General features: G+C 71.8%; 26 protein-coding genes and 1 tRNA gene. 18 read left to right on the forward strand and 9 right to left on the reverse strand.

Annotated features, from left to right (window positions below; translation table 11 throughout):
- Positions 1-65: 65 nt before the first annotated feature.
- Genes JHN63_RS31765 through JHN63_RS31785 form a run of 5 tightly spaced genes read left to right on the forward strand, consistent with a single transcriptional unit; the run spans position 66 to position 2,728 of the window.
- On the forward strand, positions 66-500 hold the full coding sequence (locus JHN63_RS31765) for a roadblock/LC7 domain-containing protein (RefSeq protein ID WP_019069670.1): 435 nt from the start codon (positions 66-68) through the stop codon (positions 498-500).
- Between the two features lie 2 nt (positions 501-502).
- Complete coding sequence (locus JHN63_RS31770; protein ID WP_033281763.1) at positions 503-874, forward strand: DUF742 domain-containing protein; 372 nt, start codon at positions 503-505, stop codon at positions 872-874.
- The gene (locus JHN63_RS31775) at positions 852-1,469 is read left to right on the forward strand and encodes an ATP/GTP-binding protein (RefSeq protein WP_033281764.1); all 618 of its coding nucleotides are present in this window, start codon (positions 852-854) and stop codon (positions 1,467-1,469) included. The genes JHN63_RS31770 and JHN63_RS31775 overlap by 23 nt, the downstream gene beginning before the upstream one ends.
- Before the next feature lie 60 nt (positions 1,470-1,529).
- Positions 1,530-2,105 carry a GAF domain-containing protein gene (locus JHN63_RS31780; protein WP_200687135.1) on the forward strand — a complete coding sequence of 192 codons (576 nt, stop codon included), beginning with the start codon at positions 1,530-1,532 and terminating at the stop codon, positions 2,103-2,105.
- Positions 2,106-2,128: 23 nt separating this feature from the next.
- On the forward strand, positions 2,129-2,728 hold the full coding sequence (locus tag JHN63_RS31785; protein ID WP_200687136.1) for a TetR/AcrR family transcriptional regulator: 600 nt from the start codon (positions 2,129-2,131) through the stop codon (positions 2,726-2,728).
- A gap of 61 nt (positions 2,729-2,789) precedes the next feature.
- Here the strand turns inward: JHN63_RS31785 and JHN63_RS31790 are convergent, their stop codons facing one another.
- Complete coding sequence (locus JHN63_RS31790; protein ID WP_200687138.1) at positions 2,790-4,025, reverse strand: YbfB/YjiJ family MFS transporter; 1,236 nt, start codon at positions 4,023-4,025, stop codon at positions 2,790-2,792.
- A 30-nt stretch (positions 4,026-4,055) separates the two neighbouring features.
- Positions 4,056-4,349 (reverse strand): muconolactone Delta-isomerase family protein, encoded by a 294-nt coding sequence (locus tag JHN63_RS31795; RefSeq protein ID WP_200687174.1) that lies wholly within the window; start codon positions 4,347-4,349, stop codon positions 4,056-4,058.
- A gap of 139 nt (positions 4,350-4,488) precedes the next feature.
- Between JHN63_RS31795 and JHN63_RS31800 the strand changes: the two genes are divergently transcribed.
- The 8 genes from JHN63_RS31800 to JHN63_RS31835 all read left to right on the forward strand — a co-directional run bounded on the left by JHN63_RS31800 (position 4,489) and on the right by JHN63_RS31835 (position 11,317).
- Complete coding sequence (locus JHN63_RS31800; RefSeq protein ID WP_200687140.1) at positions 4,489-5,409, forward strand: LysR family transcriptional regulator; 921 nt, start codon at positions 4,489-4,491, stop codon at positions 5,407-5,409.
- 172 nt (positions 5,410-5,581) lie between these two features.
- Positions 5,582-6,295 (forward strand): SDR family NAD(P)-dependent oxidoreductase, encoded by a 714-nt coding sequence (locus JHN63_RS31805; protein WP_200687142.1) that lies wholly within the window; start codon positions 5,582-5,584, stop codon positions 6,293-6,295.
- Positions 6,296-6,310: 15 nt separating this feature from the next.
- The gene (locus JHN63_RS31810) at positions 6,311-6,685 is read left to right on the forward strand and encodes an SgcJ/EcaC family oxidoreductase (RefSeq protein ID WP_200687144.1); all 375 of its coding nucleotides are present in this window, start codon (positions 6,311-6,313) and stop codon (positions 6,683-6,685) included.
- A gap of 165 nt (positions 6,686-6,850) precedes the next feature.
- Complete coding sequence (tdh, locus tag JHN63_RS31815) at positions 6,851-7,879, forward strand: L-threonine 3-dehydrogenase (protein ID WP_200687146.1); 1,029 nt, start codon at positions 6,851-6,853, stop codon at positions 7,877-7,879.
- 55 nt (positions 7,880-7,934) lie between these two features.
- Positions 7,935-9,128: a glycine C-acetyltransferase gene (locus JHN63_RS31820; protein WP_200687148.1), complete on the forward strand. Its 1,194-nt coding sequence runs from the start codon at positions 7,935-7,937 to the stop codon at positions 9,126-9,128.
- A gap of 97 nt (positions 9,129-9,225) precedes the next feature.
- Positions 9,226-10,128 (forward strand): LysR family transcriptional regulator, encoded by a 903-nt coding sequence (locus tag JHN63_RS31825; protein WP_200687150.1) that lies wholly within the window; start codon positions 9,226-9,228, stop codon positions 10,126-10,128.
- 35 nt (positions 10,129-10,163) lie between these two features.
- On the forward strand, positions 10,164-10,775 hold the full coding sequence (locus tag JHN63_RS31830; protein WP_234478016.1) for a helix-turn-helix domain-containing protein: 612 nt from the start codon (positions 10,164-10,166) through the stop codon (positions 10,773-10,775).
- A complete protein-coding gene (locus tag JHN63_RS31835; protein WP_200687152.1) occupies positions 10,772-11,317 on the forward strand; it encodes a GNAT family N-acetyltransferase in 546 nt (181 codons plus the stop codon). Before JHN63_RS31830 ends, JHN63_RS31835 begins: the two co-directional genes overlap by 4 nt.
- Positions 11,318-11,331: 14 nt before the next feature.
- Here the strand turns inward: JHN63_RS31835 and JHN63_RS31840 are convergent, their stop codons facing one another.
- The gene (locus JHN63_RS31840; protein WP_200687154.1) at positions 11,332-11,709 is read right to left on the reverse strand and encodes a hypothetical protein; all 378 of its coding nucleotides are present in this window, start codon (positions 11,707-11,709) and stop codon (positions 11,332-11,334) included.
- A 55-nt stretch (positions 11,710-11,764) separates the two neighbouring features.
- Here JHN63_RS31840 and JHN63_RS31845 point away from each other — a divergent pair, with 55 nt between their 5' ends.
- Both JHN63_RS31845 and JHN63_RS31850 read left to right on the forward strand, forming a co-directional pair.
- Positions 11,765-12,130, forward strand: coding sequence for an MmcQ/YjbR family DNA-binding protein (locus tag JHN63_RS31845; protein WP_200687156.1), 366 nt, complete (start codon positions 11,765-11,767; stop codon positions 12,128-12,130).
- 203 nt (positions 12,131-12,333) lie between these two features.
- Positions 12,334-13,701 carry an MFS transporter gene (locus JHN63_RS31850; protein ID WP_374222963.1) on the forward strand — a complete coding sequence of 456 codons (1,368 nt, stop codon included), beginning with the start codon at positions 12,334-12,336 and terminating at the stop codon, positions 13,699-13,701.
- Between the two features lie 39 nt (positions 13,702-13,740).
- On the opposite strand, the gene JHN63_RS31855 is transcribed toward JHN63_RS31850, so the two are convergent.
- Positions 13,741-14,661, reverse strand: coding sequence for a transketolase family protein (locus tag JHN63_RS31855; protein ID WP_200687158.1), 921 nt, complete (start codon positions 14,659-14,661; stop codon positions 13,741-13,743).
- Between the two features lie 76 nt (positions 14,662-14,737).
- The gene (locus JHN63_RS31860; protein ID WP_200687160.1) at positions 14,738-15,448 is read right to left on the reverse strand and encodes a transketolase; all 711 of its coding nucleotides are present in this window, start codon (positions 15,446-15,448) and stop codon (positions 14,738-14,740) included.
- Between the two features lie 133 nt (positions 15,449-15,581).
- Here JHN63_RS31860 and JHN63_RS31865 point away from each other — a divergent pair.
- Positions 15,582-15,655, forward strand: a tRNA-Pro gene (locus JHN63_RS31865).
- A gap of 111 nt (positions 15,656-15,766) precedes the next feature.
- On the opposite strand, the gene JHN63_RS31870 is transcribed toward JHN63_RS31865, so the two are convergent.
- The 4 genes from JHN63_RS31870 to JHN63_RS31885 form a co-directional block, all read right to left on the reverse strand.
- Complete coding sequence (locus tag JHN63_RS31870; RefSeq protein ID WP_200687162.1) at positions 15,767-16,900, reverse strand: C40 family peptidase; 1,134 nt, start codon at positions 16,898-16,900, stop codon at positions 15,767-15,769.
- Between the two features lie 110 nt (positions 16,901-17,010).
- Positions 17,011-17,493 (reverse strand): RNA polymerase sigma factor, encoded by a 483-nt coding sequence (locus JHN63_RS31875; protein WP_200687164.1) that lies wholly within the window; start codon positions 17,491-17,493, stop codon positions 17,011-17,013.
- A gap of 115 nt (positions 17,494-17,608) precedes the next feature.
- Positions 17,609-18,274 carry a M15 family metallopeptidase gene (locus JHN63_RS31880; RefSeq protein WP_200687166.1) on the reverse strand — a complete coding sequence of 222 codons (666 nt, stop codon included), beginning with the start codon at positions 18,272-18,274 and terminating at the stop codon, positions 17,609-17,611.
- A gap of 92 nt (positions 18,275-18,366) precedes the next feature.
- Positions 18,367-21,468, reverse strand: a complete 3,102-nt coding sequence (locus tag JHN63_RS31885) for a BTAD domain-containing putative transcriptional regulator (protein ID WP_200687168.1) — start codon at positions 21,466-21,468, stop codon at positions 18,367-18,369.
- Positions 21,469-21,878: 410 nt separating this feature from the next.
- On the opposite strand from JHN63_RS31885, the gene JHN63_RS31890 reads away from it, so the two are divergent.
- Both JHN63_RS31890 and JHN63_RS31895 read left to right on the forward strand, forming a co-directional pair.
- Complete coding sequence (locus JHN63_RS31890; protein ID WP_200687170.1) at positions 21,879-22,766, forward strand: hypothetical protein; 888 nt, start codon at positions 21,879-21,881, stop codon at positions 22,764-22,766.
- 266 nt (positions 22,767-23,032) lie between these two features.
- On the forward strand, positions 23,033-23,491 hold the full coding sequence (locus JHN63_RS31895) for a hypothetical protein (protein WP_200687172.1): 459 nt from the start codon (positions 23,033-23,035) through the stop codon (positions 23,489-23,491).
- The last annotated feature ends 1,080 nt before the right edge of the window (positions 23,492-24,571 follow it).

Raw genomic sequence — 24,571 nt, forward strand, 5'->3', positions numbered from 1 at the left:
CCCCCCACACGCCCACCCCCACCAGCGCTCCCGCAGACCTTCGTACCCCAAGGAGTCGATCCACCATGGCGAGCGATGCGCCGACCGGCCATGTATCCGATCTCGACTGGCTGATGAGCGGCCTCGTGCAGCGCGTGCCGCACACCACCAGCGCGGTCCTGCTCTCCTGCGACGGGCTGGTGAAGTCGGTTCACGGGCTCGATCCCGACAGCGCCGACCACATGGCGGCCCTGGCCTCCGGGCTGTACTCCCTCGGCCGGAGCGCGGGCGTCCGCTTCGGTGACGGCGGAGACGTCCGGCAGGTCGTCGTCGAACTCGACTCGACCCTGCTCTTCGTCACCACCGCGGGATCCGGCACCTGTCTCGCCGTGCTCGCCGGCCGCGAGGCCGACGCGGCCGTCCTCGGCTACGAGATGGCGATGCTGGTCAAGAGCGTCCGCCCCTACCTCGTGACCGCGCCCCGGCAGCACGCCGTCGAATCCCCTGCGATGAGGCCTTGAGCGTGGCGACGGCCGGCGACGGGCCTTGGTTGGACGACGCGGCCGGACGTCTGGTGCGCCCCTTCACGGTCAGCAACGGCCGGACCCGGCCCTCCGTCGCGCTCGACCTCCTGTCGCAGGTGATGGCCACCGGCGCCACCCCTCTCGGCTACCTCGGTCCCGAGCACGCGCAGGCCCTCGACCTGTGCCGCGCGCCCGTCTCGGTCGCCGAGGTCGCCGCCCACCTGAAGCTGCCGGCCGCGGTCACCAAGGTGCTGCTGTCGGACCTCGTCGACTGCGGGGCACTGACCACCAAGCCACCCGAGTTCCACCACAACCCCACTGACCGGTCTCTTCTGGAGGCAGTGCTCGATGGACTACGACGACAGCTCTGACTACGAGAGCGGCCACGACCCCTTCCCCACCGCACTGAAGATCCTGGTGGCGGGCGGATTCGGTGTCGGCAAGACGACCTTCGTCGGCGCGGTGAGCGAGATCGCGCCGCTCAGCACGGAGGAGCTGCTCACCACGGTCAGTGCCGCGACCGACGATCTCGAAGGCATCGAGAACAAGGTCGAGACGACCGTGGCGATGGACTTCGGCCGGATCACCCTCGACCCGGAACACGTGCTCTATCTGTTCGGCACTCCCGGACAGGAGCGGTTCTGGTTCATGTGGGACGAGCTGTCCGAGGGCGCGCTCGGCGCGGTGATCCTCGCCGACACCCGACGGTTGGAGGAGTGCTTCGCGGCCGTCGACTTCTTCGAACAGCGCGGCCTCGGCTTCATCGTCGCGATCAACGAGTTCGACGGCTCCTACCGCTACGACCCCGAGGAAGTGCGTGCCGCCATAGATCTCGACCCCGGGATCCCGGTCGTCCGCTGCGACGCGCGGATCTCCAGTTCCGGCGTGCAGACCCTGCTGACCCTCGTACGCCATCTCATCGCCCACGCTCCGGCGCACGCGCCGAGCCATGGCGCCCACATGTGATTCCCGCACACCGCCACGGAGTTCCTCTATGACGTACGTCCACACGGACGGAGTTCGCCCATGAGCTACGACCCGCCGCGTCCGGCAGGTCGTCTGCTGCTCACGCCGGAGGACAAGGAGGCACCTCAACGGCGGCGACGGCTGCGCGGGTTGGGCCTGGGGGAGCGTCCGGACCCCGCCCTCGACGCCTTCGCGGACCATCTCGCCGAGCTCACCGGTGCGCCGTACGCCATGGTCAACTTCATTGACGAGAACCGGCAGTTCTTCGCCGGTCTGCACACTCCGGGCGGGGCGGGACTGCCCAGGCCCGGCTCGGGCGGGGAACATGCCAAGCCGGAGGTGGGGCGGCAGTTGGCGCGTGACTACGGCTTCTGCCCCCATGTGGTGGTCCGGCGCAAGGCGCTGGTGCTGGAGGACGTCTGCGACTATCCGCGGTTCGCGGGCAATCCGGTCGTCGACGAGTTCGGGATCCGGTCCTATCTGGGGGCGCCGCTCATCGACTCCACGGGGATGGTGCTGGGCACCGTGTGTGTCGTCGACACGGAGCCGCGGCCGTGGGGGAAGCCGGGTCTTGAGACGATCAAGTCGACGGCGGCGGAGCTGGTGGTGCGGCTGGAGCACATCGGCGGCTCATAGCCGACCGGTCGTATAGTTGTCGTATGGGTAGAACCAGTGACGCCGGAGAGAAGATCCTCGCCGCCGGGCGGTCGCTCTTCGAGGCGCGCGGTTACTCGGCGCTCGGGGTCGCCGAGATCTGCAAGGCGGCCGGGGTGCCGAAGGGCAGCTTCTACTACTTCTACGCGTCGAAGGAGGCCCTCGCGCTGGCCGTCGTCGACGAACACTGGGCGGACCAGCGCCGGGAGTGGGCACGTGTCCTCGGCGGGGACGCCCAACCCCTGGACCGGCTACGGAAGTTGTTCGAGGAGACGGAGGCCGGGCAGTACGCCGTGCAGCAGGGCTGCGGCACCGTGCCGGGCTGTCTGTTCGGCAACCTCAGCCTGGAGATGAGCAACCAGACCGAGGCCGTGCGCGCGCGGCTCCAGGAGATCTTCGACGCCCAGGTCGAAATGGTCGCCGCGGTCATCGGCGAGGCACGCGACCGGGGGGACGTCACCGTCAACGACCCACAGGAGGCGGCGCGTTCCGTCGTCGCCCAACTGGAGGGCCAGGTGATGTTCGCGAAGCTCTACAACAACACGGGGCGTATGAGCCCCCTTTGGGCCAACTGCCTTGCCCTGCTGGGGGCTTGCGCCGCCTGATCGGTGGCCGGCGTCGGTGGGCGTGGTCCTTCGATGCCCTGCTGGGGCTCGCGCCGCCTGCTCAGTGGCCGGCATCGGTCGGCGCGGGTCGTCGTGCCTGGTCCGGGACGGAGTGGCGTACCGCCGCCGCGTGGTGCGGGAAGCCGATGCGCAGGACGGCGGCGGACACGGCCGCGGCGAGGACCACCAGGGCGGCCAGGAGCAGGGCCGGGCGGTAGCCGTGGTGGAGGAGTGGGGCGACCGTCAGCGGGCCGAGGATCTGGCCGACGGAGTATCCGGCGGTCAGCAGGGCCACCGAGCGCGGGAACCGCAGCTCCGCCCCGGTCGCCAGGGCGAGCGTGCTGACGCCGATGAAGGTCGCGCCGAACAGCAGCGCGGACACCAGAGCCGCCGCCACCCCGTCGACCAGCGCGGGCAGCGCGATGCCGACCGCCTGGATCAGCAGCGCCACGTACAGCAGCCCGGGCCGCGACCAGCGACGCCCGAGCCGCGCCCACAAGGCCGAGGACGGTACGGCGGCCAGCCCGACGAGCACCCACGCGCCGCTGCCGAGCCCGCCGGGGGAGCTCTGGGCGATCGCGGCGACCAGGAAGGTCCCGGCGACGATGTAGCCGACGCCCTCCAGGGTGTAGCTGACGAACAGTGCGCCGAAGTGTCGGTCAACTCCCTTCGCGGGGGCCTCAGTTGGGATCGCGCCCGGCACATCGGGCCGTAGGTTCCACGCGGCCGTCGCGAGCGCGGCGGCGAGTACGGCCGAGGACCACCACGCGACCCGCCAGTCCGCGACCGGGCGCAGGGCGAGTACCAGCAGCCCGGAGAGGGCGATGCCCGCGCCCACCCCGCCGAAGCCCCAGCCGGGGAGGTGCGGCGGGTGGTCGCGCAGATGGCCGAGGAGTGAGCTGACCGCGACCACGAAGACCATCGCGCTCGCCGCGCCCGCCAGGAGCCGTAGGGCCATCCAGACCGTGGTGCTGTGGGTGGCGGGCATCGCCGCGAGGGTGCCGATCAGCAGGAGGAGCGATCCGCGCAGGACCGTGCGGGAACGGACCAGGGTGGGGAACAGGGTGCCCGCGAGGGAGCCGAGGAGATAGCCGACGTAGTTGGCGGTGGCCAGGTGGGCGCCCGCGTCGGTGGAGAGCCCTGCCTGCGTGTGCATCAGCGGGAGGATCGGGGTGTAGACGAAGCGGCCGACACCCATGCCCGCCGCGAGGGCCGCGGCGACCCGCACGACGTGCGCCCGGGGCGACGGCACGCCACCGCCCGCCCGGGTCGCGGGGACCCGGGCACCGCGACTCATGAACGTGAAGACCCTTGTGTGCGCCGGGAGTTACTCCGCATGACCGGGGTCGTTCGGGTGCGGCTCCAGCGGGGTGACGGCGAAGGTCATCCACGGGGCGAGGGGCAGCGTGCCGAGCACCTTCGCGTGGAGCTGCTCCTCGTCGTCCGCGAGCCAGACGCCGATGCTGCGCCGCTCGCCGACCGGGCGCCACAGCCGCCCCAGATGACCGGTGGCGGCCAGTTCGCGGGAGCGGACGGCCTCGGCGGCGCGGCGTCGGTCCACCTCGTCCTTGGGCGTGCCCTCGGGGACGGTGGTGGTGATCTCGACCAGGAACTCTCGCATGACCTCGCTCCGTTCGGGCCCGCCCGGCACGACGAAGGGACGCCGGACTTCCATGCCCTCATCGTGGCCCGGGACCGGCGCGGGCGCCACGACAGACTTGCTCCCTGCTGAGAGGGACGGCCTCCCAGGCCCGCGTAGCATGACGGACGTGGAGCTGCGCCAACTGAGGTACTTCGTCGCCGTCGCCGAGGAGCTGAACTTCGGCCGGGCCGCCGACCGCCTCCTGATCGCCGGACCCTCCCTCTCCCAGCAGATCAAGGCCCTCGAGCGCGACCTGGGTGTACGGCTCTTCGACCGCGACCGCCGCTCGGTCTCCCTCACCCCGGCCGGAGCCGCCCTGCTCCCGCACACCCGGGACCTGCTGGAGCGGGCCGAGGACCTCCGGCGCCGGGCCGGTCGGCTCGCGGGCTCGGAGGCGGTCCGGCTCGGCTACGTCAACTGGCTCCCCGCGGACCTGACTTCGCGCACTGCCGGAGTGGCGCAGGTGCATGTCGACGCGTGGGTGGCGCCCTCGCACACCCAGGCCGCCCGGGTCGCGGACGGCAGCCTGGACCTCGCCGTGTGCTGGGTGCGGGACGAGGACCTGAAGCGGCTCGGCCTGCGGGCCCGGCTGCTCGGCGCGGACCGGCTGTACGCGGTGGCCCCGGGCACCGACACCGGTGATGTGCGCGCCCGGGACACGTCCGTCCTCCTCGACGACGACACCAATTCCTGGTCGTCCTGGAACGTCTACGCCGAGCGACTGGCCGACGACACCGGGGCGCGCACGGTGCCCATCTCCGACGGCGGCATCACCGGCCCCGCGTTCTTCGACCACGTCCGCCGCAGCCGCCGCCCGGTCGTCAACTCGCCCAAGGGGCAGACCACTTCGCTGCCGCCCGACCTGGTGCGCCGCGAGATCGTCGCACCGACCGTGCACTGGACCTGGTCGCTGGTGTGGCGCGAGAACGAGACGCGCACCGGGGTGCTCGCCGCCGTGGACGCGCTCTGCGACGGCGTCGGCGACCTCGGCCTGCGCGCCCCCGACGCCTGGCTGCCCGAGGGCGACCCGCACCGCTGACGTGGACTGGGAGGCCACGCCTCCCAGCAGCGAGGATTCCGGTCCTGGGAAAAGCCCCTCCGGCCTTTGCCTTCACCTCTCCGGGTCGCCTACCTTCACGAATAGGCGACCGGTCGGCTACTAGAAACGACCGACCGGGAGCACCGCACTCACCCCTTCGGAGAAGGTCGTCATGAGCACTCAGAACCAGAAGGTCGCGATCGTCACCGGTGCCTCGCAGGGCATCGGAGCCGGCGTCGTCGAGGCCTACCGCAAGCTCGGATACGCCGTCGTCGCCACCTCGCGCACCATCGCCCCCGCCGAGGACGCGGACGTCCTGACCGTCCAGGGCGACATCGCGGACCCGGCGACCGCCGAGCGGGTCGTCGCCGCCGCGATCGAGCGGTTCGGCCGGATCGACACGGTGGTCAACAACGCGGGCGTCTTCGTCGCCAAGCCCTTCACCGACTACACGGCCGACGACTACGCGAGCGTGCTCGGCATCAACGTGACCGGCTTCTTCCGGCTCACCCAGCTCGCCATCGGGCACATGCTCACCCAGGGCGGCGGCCACATCGTCAGCGTCACCACCAGCCTGGTCGACAACGCGGACGCCCGCGTCCCCTCCGCCCTGGCCTCGCTGACCAAGGGCGGGTTGCAGTCCGCCACCAAGTCCCTCGCCATCGAGTACGCCACCCGGGGCATCCGCGTCAACGCGGTGTCGCCGGGCACCATCAAGACCCCGATGCACCCGGAGGAGACCCATGAGGGCCTCGCCGGCCTGCACCCGGTCGGCCGGATGGGTGAGGTGAGCGACATCGTCGACGCCGTGCTCTTCTTGGAGAGCGCCCCCTTCGTCACCGGCGAGATCCTGCACGTCGACGGCGGTATGAGCGCCGGTCACTGAGAAAGGTCGACGGAGATGAGCACCAAGAACGACGACGAAGTCATCCTGCGCGGCGTCCTGGACCCCTGGAAAACGGCCGTGGACGCCCATGACCCGGAGGCGGTGGCCCGGCTCTTCACCGAGGACGCGATCTTCCAGGGGCTGCACCCCTACGCCGTCGGCCGACCGGGCGTCGCCGAGTACTACGCCTCCCAGCCGCTGGGGATGAAGGCGGCCTACGAGGTCCTGGAGACCCGGCGGTACGGCGACGACCTCGTACTCGGCTATCTGGACACGGAGTTCACGTTCACCGACCGGCCGCCGGTGGACGTCAAGCTCGCCGTGCTGGTGAAGCGGCTGGCGGACGGCTGGCACATCGCCCACTACCAGGTCTCGCGGCTGGCGGAGTGAGGGGTGTGAAGGAAAGCTGCGGCACCGCTTAAGAAAACCTCGATGGACCCGGGCGCTCCGGTGGGGCAGATTGCTGGTGGAATCCACCCCCACCCCCGGAACGGGCTCGTCCGGCATGCCCGGATCGTGCCCGCGCCCGGGACCTCACCCTCAGGAGCCGTAGCGTTGAAGGCGCTGGTCAAGGAGAAGGCGGAGCCCGGGCTGTGGCTCGCGGACGTCCCGGAGCCCGCCGTCGGAACCGGCGACGTACTGATCAAGGTCCTGCGGACCGGGATCTGCGGCACCGATCTGCACATCCGGAACTGGGATGGCTGGGCACAGCAGACGATCCGTACGCCGCTGGTGCTCGGCCACGAGTTCGTGGGCGAGGTCGTCGGGACCGGCCGGGACGTCACCGACATCCCGATCGGTGAACTGGTCAGCGGCGAGGGCCACTTGGTGTGCGGCAAGTGCCGCAACTGCCTGGCCGGGCGCCGGCATCTGTGCCGCGCCACGGTCGGGCTCGGCGTCGGCCGGGACGGGGCCTTCGCGGAGTACGTCGCGCTGCCCGCCGCCAATGTGTGGGTGCACCGGGTGCCCGTCGACCTCGATGTCGCCGCGATCTTCGACCCGTTCGGCAACGCCGTGCACACCGCGCTGTCGTTCCCGCTGGTCGGGGAGGACGTACTGATCACCGGCGCGGGCCCGATCGGCCTCATGGCGGCGGCAGTTGCCCGCCACGCCGGTGCGCGCAACATCATGGTGACCGATGTGAGCGAGGAACGCCTCGCCCTCGCCCGCAAGATAGGCGTGAGCCTGGCGTTGAACGTGACGGACGCTCAGATCGAGGACGGACAGAGGGAGTTGGGACTCCGCGAGGGCTTCGACATCGGCCTCGAGATGTCCGGCCGCCCCGAGGCGATGCGCGACATGATCGCCAACATGACCCACGGCGGCCGGATCGCCATGCTGGGCCTGCCCGCCCAGGAGTTCCCGGTCGACTGGTCCCGCGTCGTCACCTCGATGCTCACCATCAAGGGCATCTACGGCCGTGAGATGTTCGAGACCTGGTACGCGATGTCGGTGCTGCTGGAGGGCGGGCTTGACCTCGCGCCCGTGATCACCGGCCGGTACGGTCACCGTGACTTCGAGGCGGCGTTCGCGGACGCCGCGAGCGGCAAGGGCGGCAAGGTCATCCTCGACTGGACCGAGTAACTCCCTTCTGACCTCGTAACTCCCCTTCGGCGAAGGAACTTTAGGAGCTTCCCCCATGTTCGACTCCGTGCGCGACGACCTCCGCACCACCCTCGACGAGATCCGCGCCGCCGGACTCCACAAGCCCGAGCGCGTGATCGGCTCCCCGCAGTCCGCGACGGTGAACGTCACCGCGGGCGGCCGCCCCGGCGAGGTCCTCAACTTCTGCGCCAACAACTACCTCGGCCTCGCCGACCACCCCGAGGTCGTCGCCGCCGCGCACGAGGCCCTCGACCGCTGGGGCTACGGCATGGCCTCCGTCCGCTTCATCTGCGGAACCCAGGAGGTCCACAAGGAACTCGAGGCCCGCCTCTCCGCGTTCCTCGGCCAGGAGGACACGATCCTCTACTCCTCCTGCTTCGACGCCAACGGCGGTGTCTTCGAAACCCTGTTGGGCGCGGAGGACGCGGTCATCTCCGACGCGCTGAACCACGCGTCGATCATCGACGGCATCCGCCTCTCCAAGGCCCGCCGCCTCCGGTACGCCAACCGCGACATGGCCGATCTGGAAAAGCAGTTGAAGGAGGCGTCCGGCGCCCGGCGCAAGCTGATCGTCACCGACGGCGTCTTCTCCATGGACGGCTACGTCGCCCCGCTGCGCGAGATCTGCGACCTCGCCGACCGCTACGACGCGATGGTCATGGTCGACGACTCGCACGCCGTCGGCTTCGTCGGCCCCGGCGGCCGGGGCACCCCCGAACTGCACGGCGTCATGGACCGCGTCGACATCATCACCGGCACCCTCGGCAAGGCCCTCGGCGGCGCCTCCGGCGGTTACGTCGCCGCCCGCGCCGAGATCGTCGCGCTGCTGCGCCAGCGCTCGAGGCCGTATCTCTTCTCGAACACGCTCGCCCCGGTGATCGCGGCCGCCTCGCTCAAGGTGCTCGACCTGCTGGAGTCCGCGGACGACCTGCGTGTCCAACTCGCCGAGAACACCGCCCTGTTCCGCCGCCGGATGACCGAGGAGGGCTTCGACATCCTCCCCGGCGACCACGCCATCGCACCCGTGATGATCGGCGACGCGACCGTGGCCGGCCGGATGGCGGAGCTGCTCCTGGAGCGGGGCGTGTACGTGATCGGCTTCTCGTACCCGGTCGTCCCGCAGGGCCAGGCCCGTATCCGGGTCCAGCTCTCCGCCGCGCACTCGACACAGGACGTGAACCGGGCGGTGGACGCGTTCGTCGCGGCGCGGGCGGAGCTGGACGCCTGAGCGGAGCCGGGGGCGAGGGAGCTGAGTGGAGCCCGGGGCGAGAGGCTGAGCAAGCCGTGGCGGTCACCGCCCCGGACATATTGCGATAATCGGTCCCATGATCGAAGCGCGGCGGCTCCATATCCTCCGTGCGGTGGCCGACCACCGCACCGTGACGGCGGCGGCCGCCGCGCTGTATCTCACCCCCTCGGCGGTCTCCCAGCAGCTCGCCGCCCTGGAGCAGGAGACCGGCCACCGACTGGTCGAGCGCGGCGCCAAGGGGGTACGACTGACCCCGGCCGGCGAGATCCTGCTCGGCCACACCAACGTGGTCCTGGCCCAGCTGGAGCGGGCCGAGGCGGAACTCGCCGCGTACGGCTCGGGCGCGGCCGGCACGGTGACGGTGGCCGCCTTCGCGACGGGCATCGCCCAGGTCGTGGCACCGGCGGTGGCCCGGCTCTCCTCGTTGGCCCCCGGCATCCGCCTCCGCGTCCAGGACGCCGAGGGCGACGCCAGCCTGCCGATGGTGCTGGACCGGCAGGTGGACGTCGCGGTCGCCGTCGAGTACCGCGGGGCCCCGCCCGCCGACGACCCCCGCCTGATCCATGTCCCGCTCTACGCCGAGCCGTTCGACGTGGTCGTCCCGCTCACCCACCGCCTCGCCGACACCGACGAAGTGCCCCTCGCCGAACTGGCCAAGGACCCCTGGATCGGCCCCTACCCCGGCAACCCCTGCCACGAGGTCACCCTCCTGGCCTGCGAGAACGCCGGATTCCAGCCCCGCCTCGAACACTCCTCGGACGACTTCCGCGCCGTGGTCGCCCTCGCCTCGGCCGACGCGGGCGTGGCCCTCGTCCCCCGCTCGGCGCTGCGCGGCATGGACCTGACCGGCGTGGTCGTCCGGCCCGTCGACGGAGTGGCGCCGACCCGCCGGGTCTTCGCCGCCGTACGACGCGGCACGGAGGAGCACCCGCTGATCCGCCCGGTACTGGACGCACTGGAAGAAGTGGCCCGGACGTAACCTCGCCGTCTCATATCAGGGATAACGTCCCGGATATGAGATCCGAGAAAACGGTGGCGCCCATCAAACCCATCGATCCCATGGACCCCATCGATCCCATGGACCTCCGACTCGGCGCCCGGCTCGCCGAGCTGCGTGCCCAACACGGCTGGTCGCTGGGGGAGTTGGCGGAACGCAGCGGGGTGAGCCGGTCGACGCTGTCCCGCGCCGAACGCGCCGAGATCAGCCCCACCGCCTCCCTCCTCAACCGTCTGTGCGGTGTCTACGGCCGGACCATGTCCCAACTCCTCAGCGAGGTGGAGGCCGAACCCGCCCTGCTGGTCCGCGCCGCCGAGCAACCGGTGTGGGAGGACCGCGCCTCCGGTTTCGTACGACGATCCGTGTCGCCCCCGCACACCGGGCTGCGCGGCGAACTCGTCGAGGGGCGGCTCCGCGCGGGCGCCGACCTCGCCTACGACCGGCCGCCCGTGCCCGGCCTGGAACAGCACATCTGGGTCCTGGAGGGCGCCCTCGACGTGACGGCGCAGGACACCGAGCACCGTCTGGACGCCGGTGACTGTCTGCGGCTGCGGGTGTGGGGGCCGACGCGGTTCCGCTGTCCGGGGCCCGACGCGGTGCGGTACGTACTGGCGGTGGTGCTGCCGTGAGGGTGACACGTCTGGACGCGCCTCAACTGCTCGCCCTCGCGGACGAGTTGGCGGACCTGTTGACCGCCACCGTGCACGACGGCGCCTCGATCGGATTCCTCGCGCCGCTCGGCCGTACGGCGGCCGTCGAGTGGTGGCGGGAGCGTGCCGACGGGGTGGCCGCCGGGCGGCTCGCCGTCTGGGCCGCACTGGACGGCGACCGGGTCGCCGGCACGGTGAGCCTGGTCTTCCCCGACAAGCCCAACAGCCGCCACCGTGCCGAGCTGGTCAAGCTCATGGTGCACCGGGAGGCCAGGGGAGCGGGCCTCGGCCGCCGCCTCCTGACCACTGCCGAGGACGCGGCCGTCGCGGCCGGCCTCACCCTCCTCCACCTGGACACCGAGACCGACAGCCCCGCCGAGCACCTGTACCGCTCCGCCGGCTGGACCAGGGCCGGCGTGATCCCGGACTACGCGGCGAGCCCGGCGGGGGTGTTGCGGCCGACAACGCTCTACTACAAGCGGGTGGGGGAGGAAATAGGGGCGGCTTCTCGAGACCGGTGACGTGAACCGGCCGGTCAGCGCGGGGCGATACGTAGATGATCGACGGTCGGCAGGGAGGTCGGCATCTCGTCGGTGATCCAGGCGTACTCCAGGGCTGCCGAGGTGGCGCCCTCATCGGTCCACACCAGCAGCTCCCCGATGTATTCGCCCGAGGGATCGTGCACGTGGGCGTCGACGGGTACGAGCTCGGACGTCATCGCCGCACGCTGTACGGGTTCGCGGACCCGCAGGTCGACGCTCACCGACTCGGGCGCCCAGCGGGCCACGACCTCCGTCCGCTCCAGCTGGCTCCGCAGCGCCGGTGCGCCGACGAAGTCGGCCGAGAGGACGCACTCCAGCACGGCCCGCTCGGGGTGGCTCAGGGGACGGGGGCCGACGGGGATGGGCGACATGGACCCATCATCCCTGCTCCGGGCCCTGTCAGTGCCGGACGCTATCTTGCGTCTCATGCCGGATGCCGAAGACGTACGCCGTATCGCCCTCTCCCTCCCGGACACGACGGAGAAGGTCGCCTGGAACATGCCCACGTTCCGGGTCGCCGGGAAGATGTTCGTGACGGTGCCCGAGGAGGAGACCTCCATCGCCGTGCGCTGCCCCAAGGAGGAGCGCGACGAACTGGTCCTGGCCGAGCCGGACAAGTTCTGGATCGCCGACCACGAGGCGGGTTTCGCCTGGGTCCGGGCCCGCCTCTCCGCGCTGGAGAGCGAGGACGAGCTCCGCGACATCCTCGCCGACTCCTGGCGCCAGGCGGCCCCGCCCCGACTCCTGGACGCCTACCCCGAGTTGGGCCTGCCGGCCGGCTCCGGCGACTGAAATCCCCTCGGGCGTTGTCAGTGGTGCGTGGCATGATCCGGAAGCGGAGTGGGAGCCGGGGCGCGGGGGATCCGGCTCCCACCCGAGCAGGAGGTCATGCGCACCGGCGGGGCGCTTCGGGGGCGGCGGTCGGGGAGGGAGCGGTGGGGGAGATGACGGGGTCGGCGTCGCATCCGGCGCGTGAAGGGACGGGGCCAGGGTCGGTGACCGGCGCAGGCGATGACATCGTTGCCGGAGCGGACGGCGGGTTGGTCGGCGGTTCGGCGAAGCGGGGCGACGGAGGTGGTGAACGGCCCGTCTGGTCACGGGACTTCGCGCTGTTCTTCGTGGCCCGCGCCGTCGCCCGGCTCGGGGACACCATGCTGCCCGTGGCCCTCGCCGCCGGTCTGCTGGAACACGGCTACGGCGCGGGCGCGGTCGGCCTCGCCATGGCTTCCACGGCCGCCGCCTTCGCGGGACTTGTCGTCTTCGGCGGGGTGATCGCCGACCGGTTCAGCACCCGGAAGCTGATGATCGGCGCCGACCTGGTGCGCCTCGGCACCCAGTCCCTCGCCGCCGCGGTCTTCTTCACCGGCCATGTCGTGCTCTGGGAGATCTGCGCGATCGGCTTCGTCAACGGCGTCGCGGGCGCGGTGTTCCAGCCCGGCGTGGCGAGCACGGTGCCGAGACTCGCCTCCGACATCCAGGGCGCGAACGGCGCGATACGCATCGCCGAGTCCGCCGCCCAACTCGCGGGTCCGGCCGTGGCGGGTCTGCTCGTCGGATTCACCTCGCCCGGCGGCGTGTTCGCGGCCCACGCCGCCACGTACGCGGTGAGTGCCCTCTGTCTCCTGCTGCTCCGACTGCCCCCGCTCGCGCCGGGCAGCCGATCACCCGGGCACGGAACGGGCGCCTTCAAGGCCGATCTGGTCGAGGGCTGGCGGGAGTTCAGAGCGCGCACCTGGCTCTGGGGAGTCATCGCCGTCTGGTGCCTCTACATGATCGCCGTATCGGGCCCGACCACACCGCTCGTGGCGACCCAGGTGGTGCAACAGCACGGCCCGCGCGCCTACGGCCTGATCAACTCGGCCCTCGGCGCGGGCACCGTCGTGGGCGGGCTGCTCGCCCTGCGACTGCGCCCCCGCCGTATGCTCCGCGCCGGGGCGATCGCCCTCTTCGCCTTCGCCGGCTTCCCGGCGACCGTGGGAGCGGGGCTCGGCGTACCGGCCATGGCGGCCGGCGCCGCGGTCGCCGGGGTGGGGATGTCCTTCTGGGGAGTGATGTGGGCGACGAGCGTCCAGACACAGGTCCCACCGGACGTCCTCAACCGCATCCACGCGTACGACGTGGCGGGCTCGCTGGCGATGATGCCGGTCGGCCAGGCACTGGCGGGCCCGGCTGCCGCCGTCCTCGGCACCGGCCAAGTGCTCCTCGTCGCGGGGGCGATGAGTCTGGTGGTGCCGGTCGCTCTGCTCCTGGTGCCTGCCATCCGCGGACTGATACGCGCCGACGTGATCGCGGTCGGCCCGAACGCCCCGAACGCCCCGAGTGGTGCGCCGATGGGCGATCGGACCTGCCCGCAAAAGAGCTGAGGCGGGCACGGGGGCCAGGGTTGCCGTAGGAGGGGCGGCTCAGGCGCGTGCCGCCACCCGCCCGCTCCCGACGAATCCGCCGATCCGCTCCCGCAGCGTCCGGGCGTCGAGCCCGTGTGCGGCGATGTGTTCCTCGACGGTGCCGTAGCGCCGCAGCTCGGCGCGGCCCACGCCCAGGCCGAGCACACGGTGCGGCACGTCGGCGAGTGCGTCGTTCGCGGCCGTGATCGAGGTGCCCGCCAGATACGGCTCGACGAGGACGACATCCGTCCCGGCGGCCCGCGTGGCGTCGCGCACCGCGTCCGCGTCGAAGGGCCGTACGGTCGTGGCGTACAGGACGGTGACGTCGAGGCCCTCCGTCGCGGCGAGGACGGCGTCGAGCATCGGCCCGACGGCGACCACCACGCCGGAGCGGCCCTCGCGGACGGTGCGGAAGCGCGCGCCGTCGACCGGGAGGGCCTCCGCGTTCGACTGGAGGGACAGCCGTACGTACACCTTGTCGTCGCCCGCGGCGACCGCGTGCCGTAGCAGGGTCTCGGCCTCGTCCGGGTGGCCCGGTACGTGCACGGTCCAGCCGTCCAGGGTGTCGAGGAGGGCCACGTCGCCCGGAGCCATGTGTGTGAACCCGCCGGCGGGCCAGTCGAAGGAGGCGGCGGCGCTCACCAGGACCGCGCCCACGTCCTGGTGTCCGAGGTCCAGCTTGACCTGCTCGAAGGGGCGCTCGACGAGGAAACTCGCGAAGGTGTGCACGATCGGGCGCATCCCGGTCAGGGCGAGTCCCGCGCCCGCCCCGACGAGGAGCTGCTCGCGGATGCCGACGTTGATCACCCGGTCGGGGTGGCGGAGTCGAGCGTCCGCGAAGCCGTCCGTGCCGATCTCGGCGAGGACGACGGCCACCCGAGGGTCCTCGTCGAGCAGCCGGGAGACGACCGGGGCGAACCGGTCACGCATGGTGTCCATGAAAAGAGCCCTTCTTGAGCCGCTGCTACTGCTACGTGCTGCTGGTTGACCACTGCATCGCCGAACGGGCGGATGATCAGGCGGACTTGGGCTCCACCCGGGCCACGACCACATGCGGTCGGCCGGGGTGGGGCGCGGTGAAGGCGGCGTACAGCGCTTCGTGGTCGCGGCCGTCCACCGTCACCGCCGACCAGCCCGCGGCCTCGAAGCGCGCGGCGATACCGCCCGGCCGGGCGTGGCTGGCGGAGGAGTTGTCGATGACGACGGTGTGCAGCCGGTCCAGTCCGGCGGGCCCGGCGAACGCGATGGCCTCGTGGTTGCTGCCCTCGTCCAGCTCGGCGTCCCCGACCAGGACCCAGACCCGCGGTTCCCCGCGTCCCTGGGCGCGCAGCCCGAGTGCCGTCCCGACGGCGATCGGCAGCCCGTGCCCCAGCGAGCCGCTGCCGATCTCGGCGCCGGGTACCAGGACCCGGTCGGGGTGGTGCCCGAGCGGGGAGTCGTAGGAACCGAAGTCCGGGAGCCACTCCACGGGGACGAATCCCTTGGCGGCGAGTACGGCGTAGTAGGCCATCGGTCCGTGCCCCTTGGACAGCAGGAACCGGTCCCGTTCGGGGTCGTCCATCCGCTCGGGGCCGACCCGCAGTACCCGGTCGTAGAGGACCCACAGCGCGTCGAGCGTCGAGGTCGCCGCCGGGCCGTGCTTCTCGTCGCCGGTCATCAGCCCCATCAGGCGGGGCAGGTCGCCGTGGGTGTGGCGGCGGCCGTGTTCCGTGGTTGTCGCTGTCATACGGACGATCGTGCAACCTCGACCAAACTTCAGGTCAAGCGGTCCGGAAGAAAGGCGGGCGCGATCATCGACGCGAGTGCGGTATTGTTTCCATGCGCGTTCAACCAGGGGAAACCCCAGGTCAGACGGGCATCGGGACGTGGCGCAGCTTGGTAGCGCACTTGACTGGGGGTCAAGGGGTCGCAGGTTCAAATCCTGTCGTCCCGACCGTGCGAAGGGTCTTCGCAGGCGAGAGCCTGTGGGGGCCCTTTTCGTATGGCCGAGGCAGGCCGCCGTACGCCCCGTGAGGCGTACGGCGGCCGTGACAGCGGCTTCGGGTCAGCAGGTCGGTACGTCCAGCCAGGCCGGGCCCTTGATGTAGATGTTGGTCAGCCAGGAACCGTCCGTCAGCTTGGACCAGGCGTCGTTGGTGTAGCCCTCGGCGGTGACCTCCTGGGCGTGGGCCTGGCAGACGACGTTGACCGTGGTGGGCTGGGCGAAGTAGTCGACCACGCCGGCGTTGACGTTCGGCTGGCTGTGGGTGCGGACGCCGGTGCCCCAGGTCTGGAAGGGCTTGCTGCCTCCCGAGGGCGGCGGGGTGCTGCTGCCGCCGCAGTCCGGGATGCCGGGCAGCGAGGCCGGGCCCTTGATGTAGATGTTGGTCAGCCAGGAGCCGTCGGCCAGCTTGGACCAGATGTCGTTGGTGTAGCCCTCGGCGGTGACCGTCTCGGCGTGCTCCTGGCACTGGACGGACACCTGGGTCGGCCCGGCGAAGGTGTCCACCACGGCACCGCGCGTGCTCGGTGTGGCGTGGGTGCGCACCCCGGTGCCCCAGGTCTCGAAGACCGTCCCGCCGTTCGCGGGCGGCGGGGTGGGGGTGCCCGACCCGTTGATGCGGATCGCGCCCGCGTAGTCGCCGCCGGTGCGGACGGGGGCGACCCGGATGTGGGTGCCCGACTCGTACGCCTCGACCATCTGCCCGTTGCCCAGGTACATGGCGACGTGGTGGACGTGCCCGCTGCCCCAGAACATCAGGTCGCCCGGTAGCAGCGGGGCGCTGCCCTGCGCGGCGGAGAAGCGGGCCGAGGCCTGGGAGCTGTTGAACTGGTCGTTCGCCGTGCCGTTGAGCAGGTCCTTGCCGGTGGCCTGGTAGTAGGCGTAGCGCATCAGACCGGAGCAGTCGAAGCCCTTGCGCTCGTTGTCGTGGAGGCTGTCGGGGTCCGAGCCGTCGTAGTAGCCGTAGCTGGCGCCCGGTGTGGCCGCGTGTCCGCCGCCCCAGCTGTACCAGACGCCGATCTGCGAACAGGCGGCGTTCACCGCGGCCTGCGCGGTGGCCGAGGCGCCCGGTGCCAGGACGCCGCAGGTGGCGTCCTGCGCGGCGAGGGCAGGGGCGGTGAAGAACGCGGACAGGGCGAGGACCGAGGCCCCCAGGAGCGCGCCGCTGGTCCGGCGGCGCGTGCTGCTGGTGTTCAAGGAAGTCTTCCTTCGTCGAGATGACGTCGCCGGACGGGCCGGGGACGGCGGTGGGGACGGTGATGAGGACGTGCGTGCCGCTCCCCACCCCCGTGGGGGAGCGGCACGGGCTAGTGGTCGAGCGCGTCGCGCATCTTGGCCAGGCCGCGCATGCGGTTGCGCTGGACCGTGCCGCGGTGGGCGCCGAGCCGTTCCCCCGCGGTGTCGTGGCTGAGGCCCTCCAGGTCCACGAGGATCACCGCCGCGGCCTCCTTCTCGGAGAGCACGCCCAGCAGCGCCAGCGTGGTCTGGGACGCCTCGTAGGAGGCCAGCCCGCCGTCCCAGCCCGATTCGGGCAGCCGGTCGGTGGACTGCTCGCGCCGGGAGGGGTGCTGCCAGGCGTCACGCAGCAGGTTCAGGGCGACGGTGCAGGTGTAGGCGTACGGGTGCTGCTGCCGCGTCAGGTTCTGGGCGCGGGCCCGTCGGGAGAGCCGTAGGTAGGTCTCCTGGAGCAGGTCGTCGGCGTCGTGCGGGTTGCCGGTCAGGGCCAGCAGCCGGCGGCGCAGGCGTGGCATGTCGGCGGCGAAGGACGCGTCGAAGTCCTTCGGACTCATCCGGTCGTCGTCCTCCCGCCGCGGTGGCGGGACGGCGCAGGTTCCGGTCTCCAAGGCTGGTTCCCCCTCGGTCGTACGGTGCGTGCGGTCGTGGTGTGTCCCGGTCGGTGGCTGGTCAGGCCGTCGAACCGGGTGGGGTGGCGGGGCCGTAGCGGGCGGCCGGGGCCCGGCGCAGCAGCGCCCAGTACCGGTCGCCGTAGGACCAGTGCCACCATTCGGTCGGGTAGTTGACGAAGCCGGTCGCGTCGAGGGCCCAGCTCATGAGGGCCCGGTTGGCGCGTGCCTCGGCGCTGATGCCCGGCGCCTCGGTGCGGCAGGCGCCGTCGCTCTCCTCGGGGGTCGCGTTGACTTCCGTGCCGAGCGGCAGTTCCCGGCCGTCCTGGTCGCACAGCGTCAGGTCGATCGCACCGCCGCTGACGTGCGGTGCGACCTCCGGTGGGGAGATGTACGCGCTCGCCAGCTCGCGGATCCGCTCCGGCGACGCGTCCGGGTGGGCCCGGCGCATGGTCTGCGCGTACTTCTCGAAGTACCGGCGTTGCAGATCGGGCGGCCGGTACCCCTCCACCACCAGGAACCGGACCCCGGCCGGCAGCAGCCGCTGGGCCCGCACCAGCCGCCGTAGCGCACCGGCCCTGAGGTGGGCGTAGTGGCCGTCGTCGTCTGCCTGCCGGTGGTCGATCCACAGGTTGCCCGTGCCGCGGAGGTCGACCAGCGGTTCGCCGCAGTCGTCCTCGGCGACCGCGGCGACCCGGGCGTCCGAGAGCGTGATGATCTCTGTCACGTGCATCAGCATCGCGGACCCCGCTGCAGGTGCTCTGCAAGTTGCCTGCAAGCGGGTCACCAGGACTTCTGCAGACGTGCGGAGGGCAGGGACTACCCGGCGTCCACCGTCGGCTCCTGGGCCTCGCGGCAGTCCAACTCCCGGAAGACGGCGAGTGCTTCGGCTCGGGCCGCCCGTGCGCCCGAGGTGTCGCCGTGGGACTCGCGAACCTCGGCCAGGTTGCGAAGCGTTCGGGCCCGCCATAGCGGCAGGCGCAGGGTCTCCCAGATCGACAGGGCCCGCTCCAGTGGCTCGCACGCGCCGTCCGGATCGTCGGCGGCCAGATGCCATTCGCCCAGCGTGCGCAGGACGAGCGCCTCGCCGAAGCGGTCCTGGCGCTCGTGGGTCACGGTCAGGCAGCGACCGAGCCGCGCGCGGGCCTCGTCGAGGCGGCCGAGCCTCAACTCCGTCTTGGCCAGCGACTGTTCGGTGTACATCACCCCGAAGGTGTCCTGTAGACCCGCGAAGATGCGCAGTGCCTCGTGCAGCAAGCGCTCCGAGTCCGCGAGCGCGCCCTCGGCCCGGTGGCACAGGGCCAGTGAGCGCAGGGTCAGCGCCTCGCCGTGCCGGTCGCCCGCCGCGCGGTACAGGTCCACTGCCCGCCCGAGAGCCTCCCGGGCCTGGGCGTCGCGCCCCTGTTCCCGGTGTACATAGCCGATGCCGTACAGCACCCGGGCCCGGGGGCCCGGCCCGGCGGACTCCCCGTACCGCTCCAACGCCGCGTTCAACCGCTCCAACGCCTCGGAGTACCCGGCCTGTTCGCGGCGGGCCGTCCCCATCCCGGCGAGGGCGAGCGCCACGCCCTCGGGCACGTCACCGCGCGCCTCGAACAGCCGCAGCGCGTTGCCGAAGTAGGTGTACGACTCCTCGAACTCGTCCTGTTCGTAGCGCAGTTGGCCAAGCCCAGCGAGCAGCCACGCCTCCTCCTCGCTGTCCCCGCCACGGTGCACGGCGGCCAAGGCCGCCGTGTGCGAGCGGGACCAGGCGTCGAACTGGTTGTATAGCGCGGCCGAACTCGCGATCAGCGCGCCCGCCAGGTCACGGGCGGCGCGGACCATGCCGTGGTCGGCGCAGTACTCAACGGCCGCGAGCAGACAGGCCTGTTCGGCGGCGAACCAGGACGTGGGCCGCGCCAGCAGCTCCTCCTCGGTCGCCGGGTCGAGGGGCCGTACGGCGGCCGGTTCGGGGAAGCGTCGGGCGGCTCCGCCCGGGCCGAGCGCGGCCGCCTTCTCGGCAAGACCCAGCCAGGAGGCCACGAGCCGCAGCACGGCCGCCGTGCGTTCCTCGGCACTCTCCTCGGACAGACAGCGTTCGCGGGCGTGTTCGCGGGCCAGGTCGTGGATGCGGTACCGGCTGCGGCCCGTGTCGTCGACGCCGATCACGTCGATGAAGTGGCAGTCCACCAGCCGCTCCACCGCCTCCTCGGCCTCCTCCGTGCCGATGTCCAGCAGCGGGGCGGCGATCCAGGCCGCGAAGTCCGGCAGGTCGAGCAGGGCCAGTCGGCGCAGCGCCCGGCGCTCCGGCAACTCCAGGTCGGCGTAACCCAGTTCGAGGCTGGTGCGCAACTCCAGGTCCCCGGCGCTCAGTTCGCTCAGCCGGCGGCGTTCGTCGCGCAGCCGGTCGGCGAGCCGGCCGGGCGCCCAGTGCGGGCGGGCCGCCAGCCGGGCGCCCGCGATACGCACGGCCAACGGCAGCCGTCCGCACAGCGAGACGATCTCCGCGGCCCGCTCCGGCTGGGCGCTCGTGCGGTCCGGTCCGGCGACCCGGCGCAGGAGTTCGAGCGCCTCGGCCTGGTCGGGCACGGCCAGGTCCAGATGGGCGGAGCCCTCCAGCGCGACCAGCCGGCGCCGGCTCGTGACGAGGACGGCGCAGCCCGGGCCCGGGGGCAGCAGGGGTCGTACGTGCGCCTCGCCCGCCGCGTTGTCCAGGATCAGCAGGACGCGCCGGTGTCCGATGTGGGTGCGGTACAGCCCGGTCAGTTCCTCGACCGAGGTCGGCAGGGTCTCGGGGTCGGCGCCCATGGCGCGCAGCAGCCGGGCGAGGGCGTCGGCGGACTGCAGCGGCGCGGTGTCCGCCGCCCGCAGGTCCACGAACAGACGGCCGTCCGGGAAGAGTTCGGACGTACGGTGGCCGACGTGCACGGCGAGCGCGGTCTTGCCCGTTCCGGACCGGCCGGAGATCACCCCGATCGGCGGAGCGGTACGGCCCGCCTCGTCGACCCCGCCCACCAGCGAGGCGGCCCAGGCGATCTGCTCGGAGCGGCCCACGAAGTCGGCGATGTCCGGCGGGAGATGGGACGGCGCGGGCCACGCGCGGGCGTCGGGCGTGCCACGGCTGTCGCCCGGCGGCGGCTTCGGGGGGCCTGAGGGTTTCCGCCCGGTGCTGTGCGGGCGTGCGCTGCCCGACTCCTGGGTGTCGTTGGTCAGGGCCGCCTGGTGCAGTGCCCGCAACTCGGGGCCGGGATCGATACCCAGCTCCTCGCGCAGGATCGCGCGGCCCTCCCGGTAGGTGCGCAGGGCGTCGGAGACGCGGCCGGTGCGGACCAGCGCGGTCATCAGCTGGCCGCGCGGTCGTTCCCGCAGGGGGTGGGCGGCGACATGCGCGAGCAGCGGAGCGATCGTCCGGTCCGCGCGGCCCAGTTCGAGATGCAGTCCGAAGGTCTCCTCCTGGGCGACGAGCCGCAGTTCGGCCAGCCGGGACGCCTCGATCCGGGCGAACGACTGCCCCAGTCCTTCCAGCGCCTCCTGGCCGCGCCACAGTGCCAGCGCCTCGGGCAGCAGGTCGGCGGCCTCCTCCAGGCGGCCCGCCGCGGCGGCGGCGCGACCCGAGGCGAGCAGGTCCTCGAACCGGCGGGCGTCGATGCGGGACGGGTCGAGATCGACGACATAGCCCGGCGGTCGCGTCCGGACCACCGCGGCATCCGTGACCTGGGCCAGTGCCCGGCGTACGGCGGAGACATGGGTGGCCACCAGGGCGCCCGCGGTGGCCGGCGCCTGCTCGTCCCAGACACAGTCCACGAGCCGCTCGGTGGAGAGCACCTCACCGAGATGGACGACCAGTGCCGACAGGACCGCGAGGGGTCTGACGCCGCCGAGCGGGGCCCGCCGGTCTCCGGCCCACACCTCGACCGGACCCAGCAGCCGCACTTCGAACATCGTTCCCCGATCACCGCACCGCCCGCCCCATGGCACGGCAAAGATATCGGCGAACATGCCCACGACATAGCTGGGGCACAGCAAGGACCGGACCGCCGTGACCGGATTCGATCGATACGGCGGACCGGGGTCCCTCACCTGCAACGTCAGGGCAGGTGATGCCTGTTGTGCGTGCCTGGGCCTGGGTTCGGCACTCCTCCCTGCTCCCGCCGGTTGGCTGGTTCCCGCCGGTCGGCGAGGTCGGTTTGTGAGGGCGTTCGCGTGCGGGGAGGACGGTTCGCGCGCCGCGCTCGTATGACCGTCGGAGAAAGAAAAAACCGTGTGGTCCAGGGGCATACGGACGGGGCCCGTGGGGCGTCAACGGATCGAAAGCAACACGTCCGTTCGACCAGAGCCCCGGGAGGCGCCCCATGCACCGCTGGACCTTGGCCCTGCTGACCGCCGGTCTGCTGGCGACGGCGGCCACCGGATGCGCGGGCACCACGACCGCCCCCGGCGCGACCGGAAGCGGCACGCCCCAGGCCGCGGGCGGCCCGGCGGAGACGCTACGGCTCGCTGAGCAGCTCCTCATCAAGGAGTGCATGGAGAAGGAGGGACACAAGTACTGGGTCGAGCCGCCCAGTCCTGACGACGTCTCGGCCCGGTTCCCCTACGTCGTGGACGACCCGGCATGGGCCCGAGCCCACGGCTACGGCACCGATCTGCGCCGGGAACGGGAGGCCGAGGTCCGGCGCAACGCCAACCAGCGGTACTTCCGCTCCATGCCGGCCACGACCAGGGCCGTCCTGGTGAGCGACCTCAACGGGGCGCGGCCGCAAGGGCTTTCGGCCCGGCTCCCGAACGGCATGCGGGTCTCCCACAGCGACGAGGGCTGCCAGGCCACCGCCGAACGGCAGTTGTACGGAGATCTCCAGGCCTGGTTCCGGGCCACCCGGGTCACCGACAGCCTGGCCGGCATGCGCGTCGACCTCGTGACGAACGACAAGCGCTACAAGGCGGCCGTCGAGCCGTGGGCGCGTTGCATGCGCGAGCGGACGTACAACTACCCGGACCCCGCCCGGGCCCGGGCCGCGGCCACCCTGCCGGAGACTCCGTGGCCGCATGCCGAGGAGGTACGACTGGCTTCGGCCGAGGCGGCCTGTGCCCTCTCCAGCGGCCTGTCGTCCGTGGCCAAGTCCCTGGACTCCGAGTACCGGGACCGACTGGGGCGCGGCCACCCCCGGGAGACGGCCGACCTCGCGCGCCTCAAACGCGAGGCACTGCCCCGCGCCCGCGCGATCGTCGCCCGCGGCGACTGAACCCGGCCCGGCTCCCCACCGATCACCACGGTCTCCGGCCGTGGGCGTACCACCCCGATCACCACGGCCTCCGAGTCGTGGGCGCATCACCCTGATCACCACGGCCTCCGGGCCGTGGGCGTACCACCCCGATCACCACGGCCTCCGGGCCATGGGCGCATCACCCTGATCACCACGGCCTCCGAGCCGTGGTTGCACCACCCCGACCACCACGGCCTCCGAGCCGTGGGCGCACCAGCCACACCCACACGAAAACGAGGGAAAACATGTCCGTCAAGCGTCTCCTCACCGTCGCGGCCTCGGCCGCCGCCGTCGCCGCGCTCTTCTCCCCGGTCTCCAGCGCCAGCGCGCTGGACGCGGGTTCCCAGGCGAAGGCGACCGCGCAACTCGCCTCCGGGGACGGCTACCTCCACGTCTACACTCAGCCCTACGGCGGTGGCCGGGAGTGCAAGTGGTCCGGCAACTCCGACAACTGGGGCAGCTGCCGCAACCTGACCTCCGACATCTGGAACAACGGCTACGCGGGCGGCTTCGACGCCGTGGACCTGTACACCGCCCCCAACGCCGGCGGCGCACACGCCTGCATCAGCCAGGGCGACCGCTGGTGGGACACCACGACCGGCAACTACAAGTTCACCTACGGCGCGGGCCTGGACCAGTTCGGCAAGAGCGTCAACAACAACATCTCCTCGCACCGCTGGGTGGACTACTGCAGCCAGGGCTGAGGACTTGATGGACTCGCCCCGGTACGCCTGTGCACAGGCGTACCGGGGCGACCCGTTTTTTCCGGCACTTCGCGTATGTGTCTCCGGGCGCCCGGGGCGTGCGGTGGAGAAGTGTCGGGTGGGGCGGGTGTGATCACGAGCCGAGGTGAGGAACCCCGGCCCCGGAGGGGGCTGTCGCGTTCGGGGACCGCCTGAAGGCCCGGATCGGAGGTGCCGCGCGCCGCCCGTACCGGCGTATGCCGGTGACCGGATCCGGCCATGGCGGTCGAGGGCGGCGGTCCGATCGGCCTTGCGGTACCACAGTGCGAACACCCCGCCCGCCGAAGCGAGTTCGGACGGCTAGCGAGGAGATCGGCTTGCCGGGCAGAGCCGCGTCCGGTGTCGTGCGGAGCGGCCCCTCCGCCTGTGCGACCGCACACCGCCGGGGCCGCTCCGTGCGGGCCCCGGAGGCGTGCCGACCGGCGCGCACGAGTGCGGAGCCGACGGCGCCGAACCGGTCGAGGCCACCCTCGGAGCCCTCCCGCGCGAGAGGCGATGCGGAGCCCCGTTCCCCCTTGTCGTCGATCAGAGCCGGGACGCCTTGATTGCCAGTGCCAACGGTCCGGGAAACTCCCGCCGCCGCCGGGCGCAAGGCAAGTTTTCCGTCACCGATGTACCTGCGGGCTGTCAGAGATCTATCGACTCGGCGTCAAATGTTGTGCACAAATTCCACACAGACCTCTCTTCAGGCGAGCACACATGGTCTAGATTGACCTTGCTTCGCACGGTGTGACACCAGGCGACAAAAGATGATCTATGGGTCCGGCGATGCGGATGGCCAGCGGTTGTGTCTCTCGCGCCGGACGTGGGGGTGATCAATTCCGTTGGCCCGAGGGGGGCTTGGGGCGTGAAGAGCATCCGAGGTTGTGACGGGGGCCCGTGCGCTTCAGGAGTCTGGCGGGACCCGCGAGTCCGGTGTCGCCAGGGGGAGTTGTTCGCGAAGTTCTGAGAAGGCCGGGACGTCACGCGCCGGGGGCGCGGGCTTCCCGAGGGGGAACAGCGGAGCGAGAGCTTCCGTGGGGGGAGTTGCAGTGCGGGGGG

The sequence above is a fragment of the Streptomyces sp. MBT65 genome, assembly GCF_016612545.1.
Taxonomy (GTDB): Bacteria; Actinomycetota; Actinomycetes; order Streptomycetales; family Streptomycetaceae; genus Streptomyces.

What these genes read in the sequence shown, in the direction of transcription:
- JHN63_RS31765 (WP_019069670.1), top strand. Translation starts at nt 66, where the DNA reads ATGGCGAGCGATGCGCCGACCGGCCATGTATCCGATCTCGACTGGCTG.
- JHN63_RS31775 (WP_033281764.1), top strand. Translation starts at nt 852, where the DNA reads ATGGACTACGACGACAGCTCTGACTACGAGAGCGGCCACGACCCCTTC.
- JHN63_RS31780 (WP_200687135.1), top strand. Translation starts at nt 1,530, where the DNA reads ATGAGCTACGACCCGCCGCGTCCGGCAGGTCGTCTGCTGCTCACGCCG.
- JHN63_RS31785 (WP_200687136.1), top strand. Translation starts at nt 2,129, where the DNA reads ATGGGTAGAACCAGTGACGCCGGAGAGAAGATCCTCGCCGCCGGGCGG.
- JHN63_RS31790 (WP_200687138.1), bottom strand. Translation starts at nt 4,025, where the DNA reads ATGAGTCGCGGTGCCCGGGTCCCCGCGACCCGGGCGGGCGGTGGCGTG.
- JHN63_RS31795 (WP_200687174.1), bottom strand. Translation starts at nt 4,349, where the DNA reads ATGCGAGAGTTCCTGGTCGAGATCACCACCACCGTCCCCGAGGGCACG.
- JHN63_RS31800 (WP_200687140.1), top strand. Translation starts at nt 4,489, where the DNA reads ATGACGGACGTGGAGCTGCGCCAACTGAGGTACTTCGTCGCCGTCGCC.
- JHN63_RS31805 (WP_200687142.1), top strand. Translation starts at nt 5,582, where the DNA reads ATGAGCACTCAGAACCAGAAGGTCGCGATCGTCACCGGTGCCTCGCAG.
- JHN63_RS31810 (WP_200687144.1), top strand. Translation starts at nt 6,311, where the DNA reads ATGAGCACCAAGAACGACGACGAAGTCATCCTGCGCGGCGTCCTGGAC.
- JHN63_RS31820 (WP_200687148.1), top strand. Translation starts at nt 7,935, where the DNA reads ATGTTCGACTCCGTGCGCGACGACCTCCGCACCACCCTCGACGAGATC.
- JHN63_RS31825 (WP_200687150.1), top strand. Translation starts at nt 9,226, where the DNA reads ATGATCGAAGCGCGGCGGCTCCATATCCTCCGTGCGGTGGCCGACCAC.
- JHN63_RS31830 (WP_234478016.1), top strand. Translation starts at nt 10,164, where the DNA reads ATGAGATCCGAGAAAACGGTGGCGCCCATCAAACCCATCGATCCCATG.
- JHN63_RS31840 (WP_200687154.1), bottom strand. Translation starts at nt 11,709, where the DNA reads ATGTCGCCCATCCCCGTCGGCCCCCGTCCCCTGAGCCACCCCGAGCGG.
- JHN63_RS31845 (WP_200687156.1), top strand. Translation starts at nt 11,765, where the DNA reads ATGCCGGATGCCGAAGACGTACGCCGTATCGCCCTCTCCCTCCCGGAC.
- JHN63_RS31855 (WP_200687158.1), bottom strand. Translation starts at nt 14,661, where the DNA reads ATGGACACCATGCGTGACCGGTTCGCCCCGGTCGTCTCCCGGCTGCTC.
- JHN63_RS31860 (WP_200687160.1), bottom strand. Translation starts at nt 15,448, where the DNA reads ATGACAGCGACAACCACGGAACACGGCCGCCGCCACACCCACGGCGAC.
- JHN63_RS31875 (WP_200687164.1), bottom strand. Translation starts at nt 17,493, where the DNA reads ATGAGTCCGAAGGACTTCGACGCGTCCTTCGCCGCCGACATGCCACGC.
- JHN63_RS31885 (WP_200687168.1), bottom strand. Translation starts at nt 21,468, where the DNA reads ATGTTCGAAGTGCGGCTGCTGGGTCCGGTCGAGGTGTGGGCCGGAGAC.
- JHN63_RS31890 (WP_200687170.1), top strand. Translation starts at nt 21,879, where the DNA reads ATGCACCGCTGGACCTTGGCCCTGCTGACCGCCGGTCTGCTGGCGACG.
- JHN63_RS31895 (WP_200687172.1), top strand. Translation starts at nt 23,033, where the DNA reads ATGTCCGTCAAGCGTCTCCTCACCGTCGCGGCCTCGGCCGCCGCCGTC.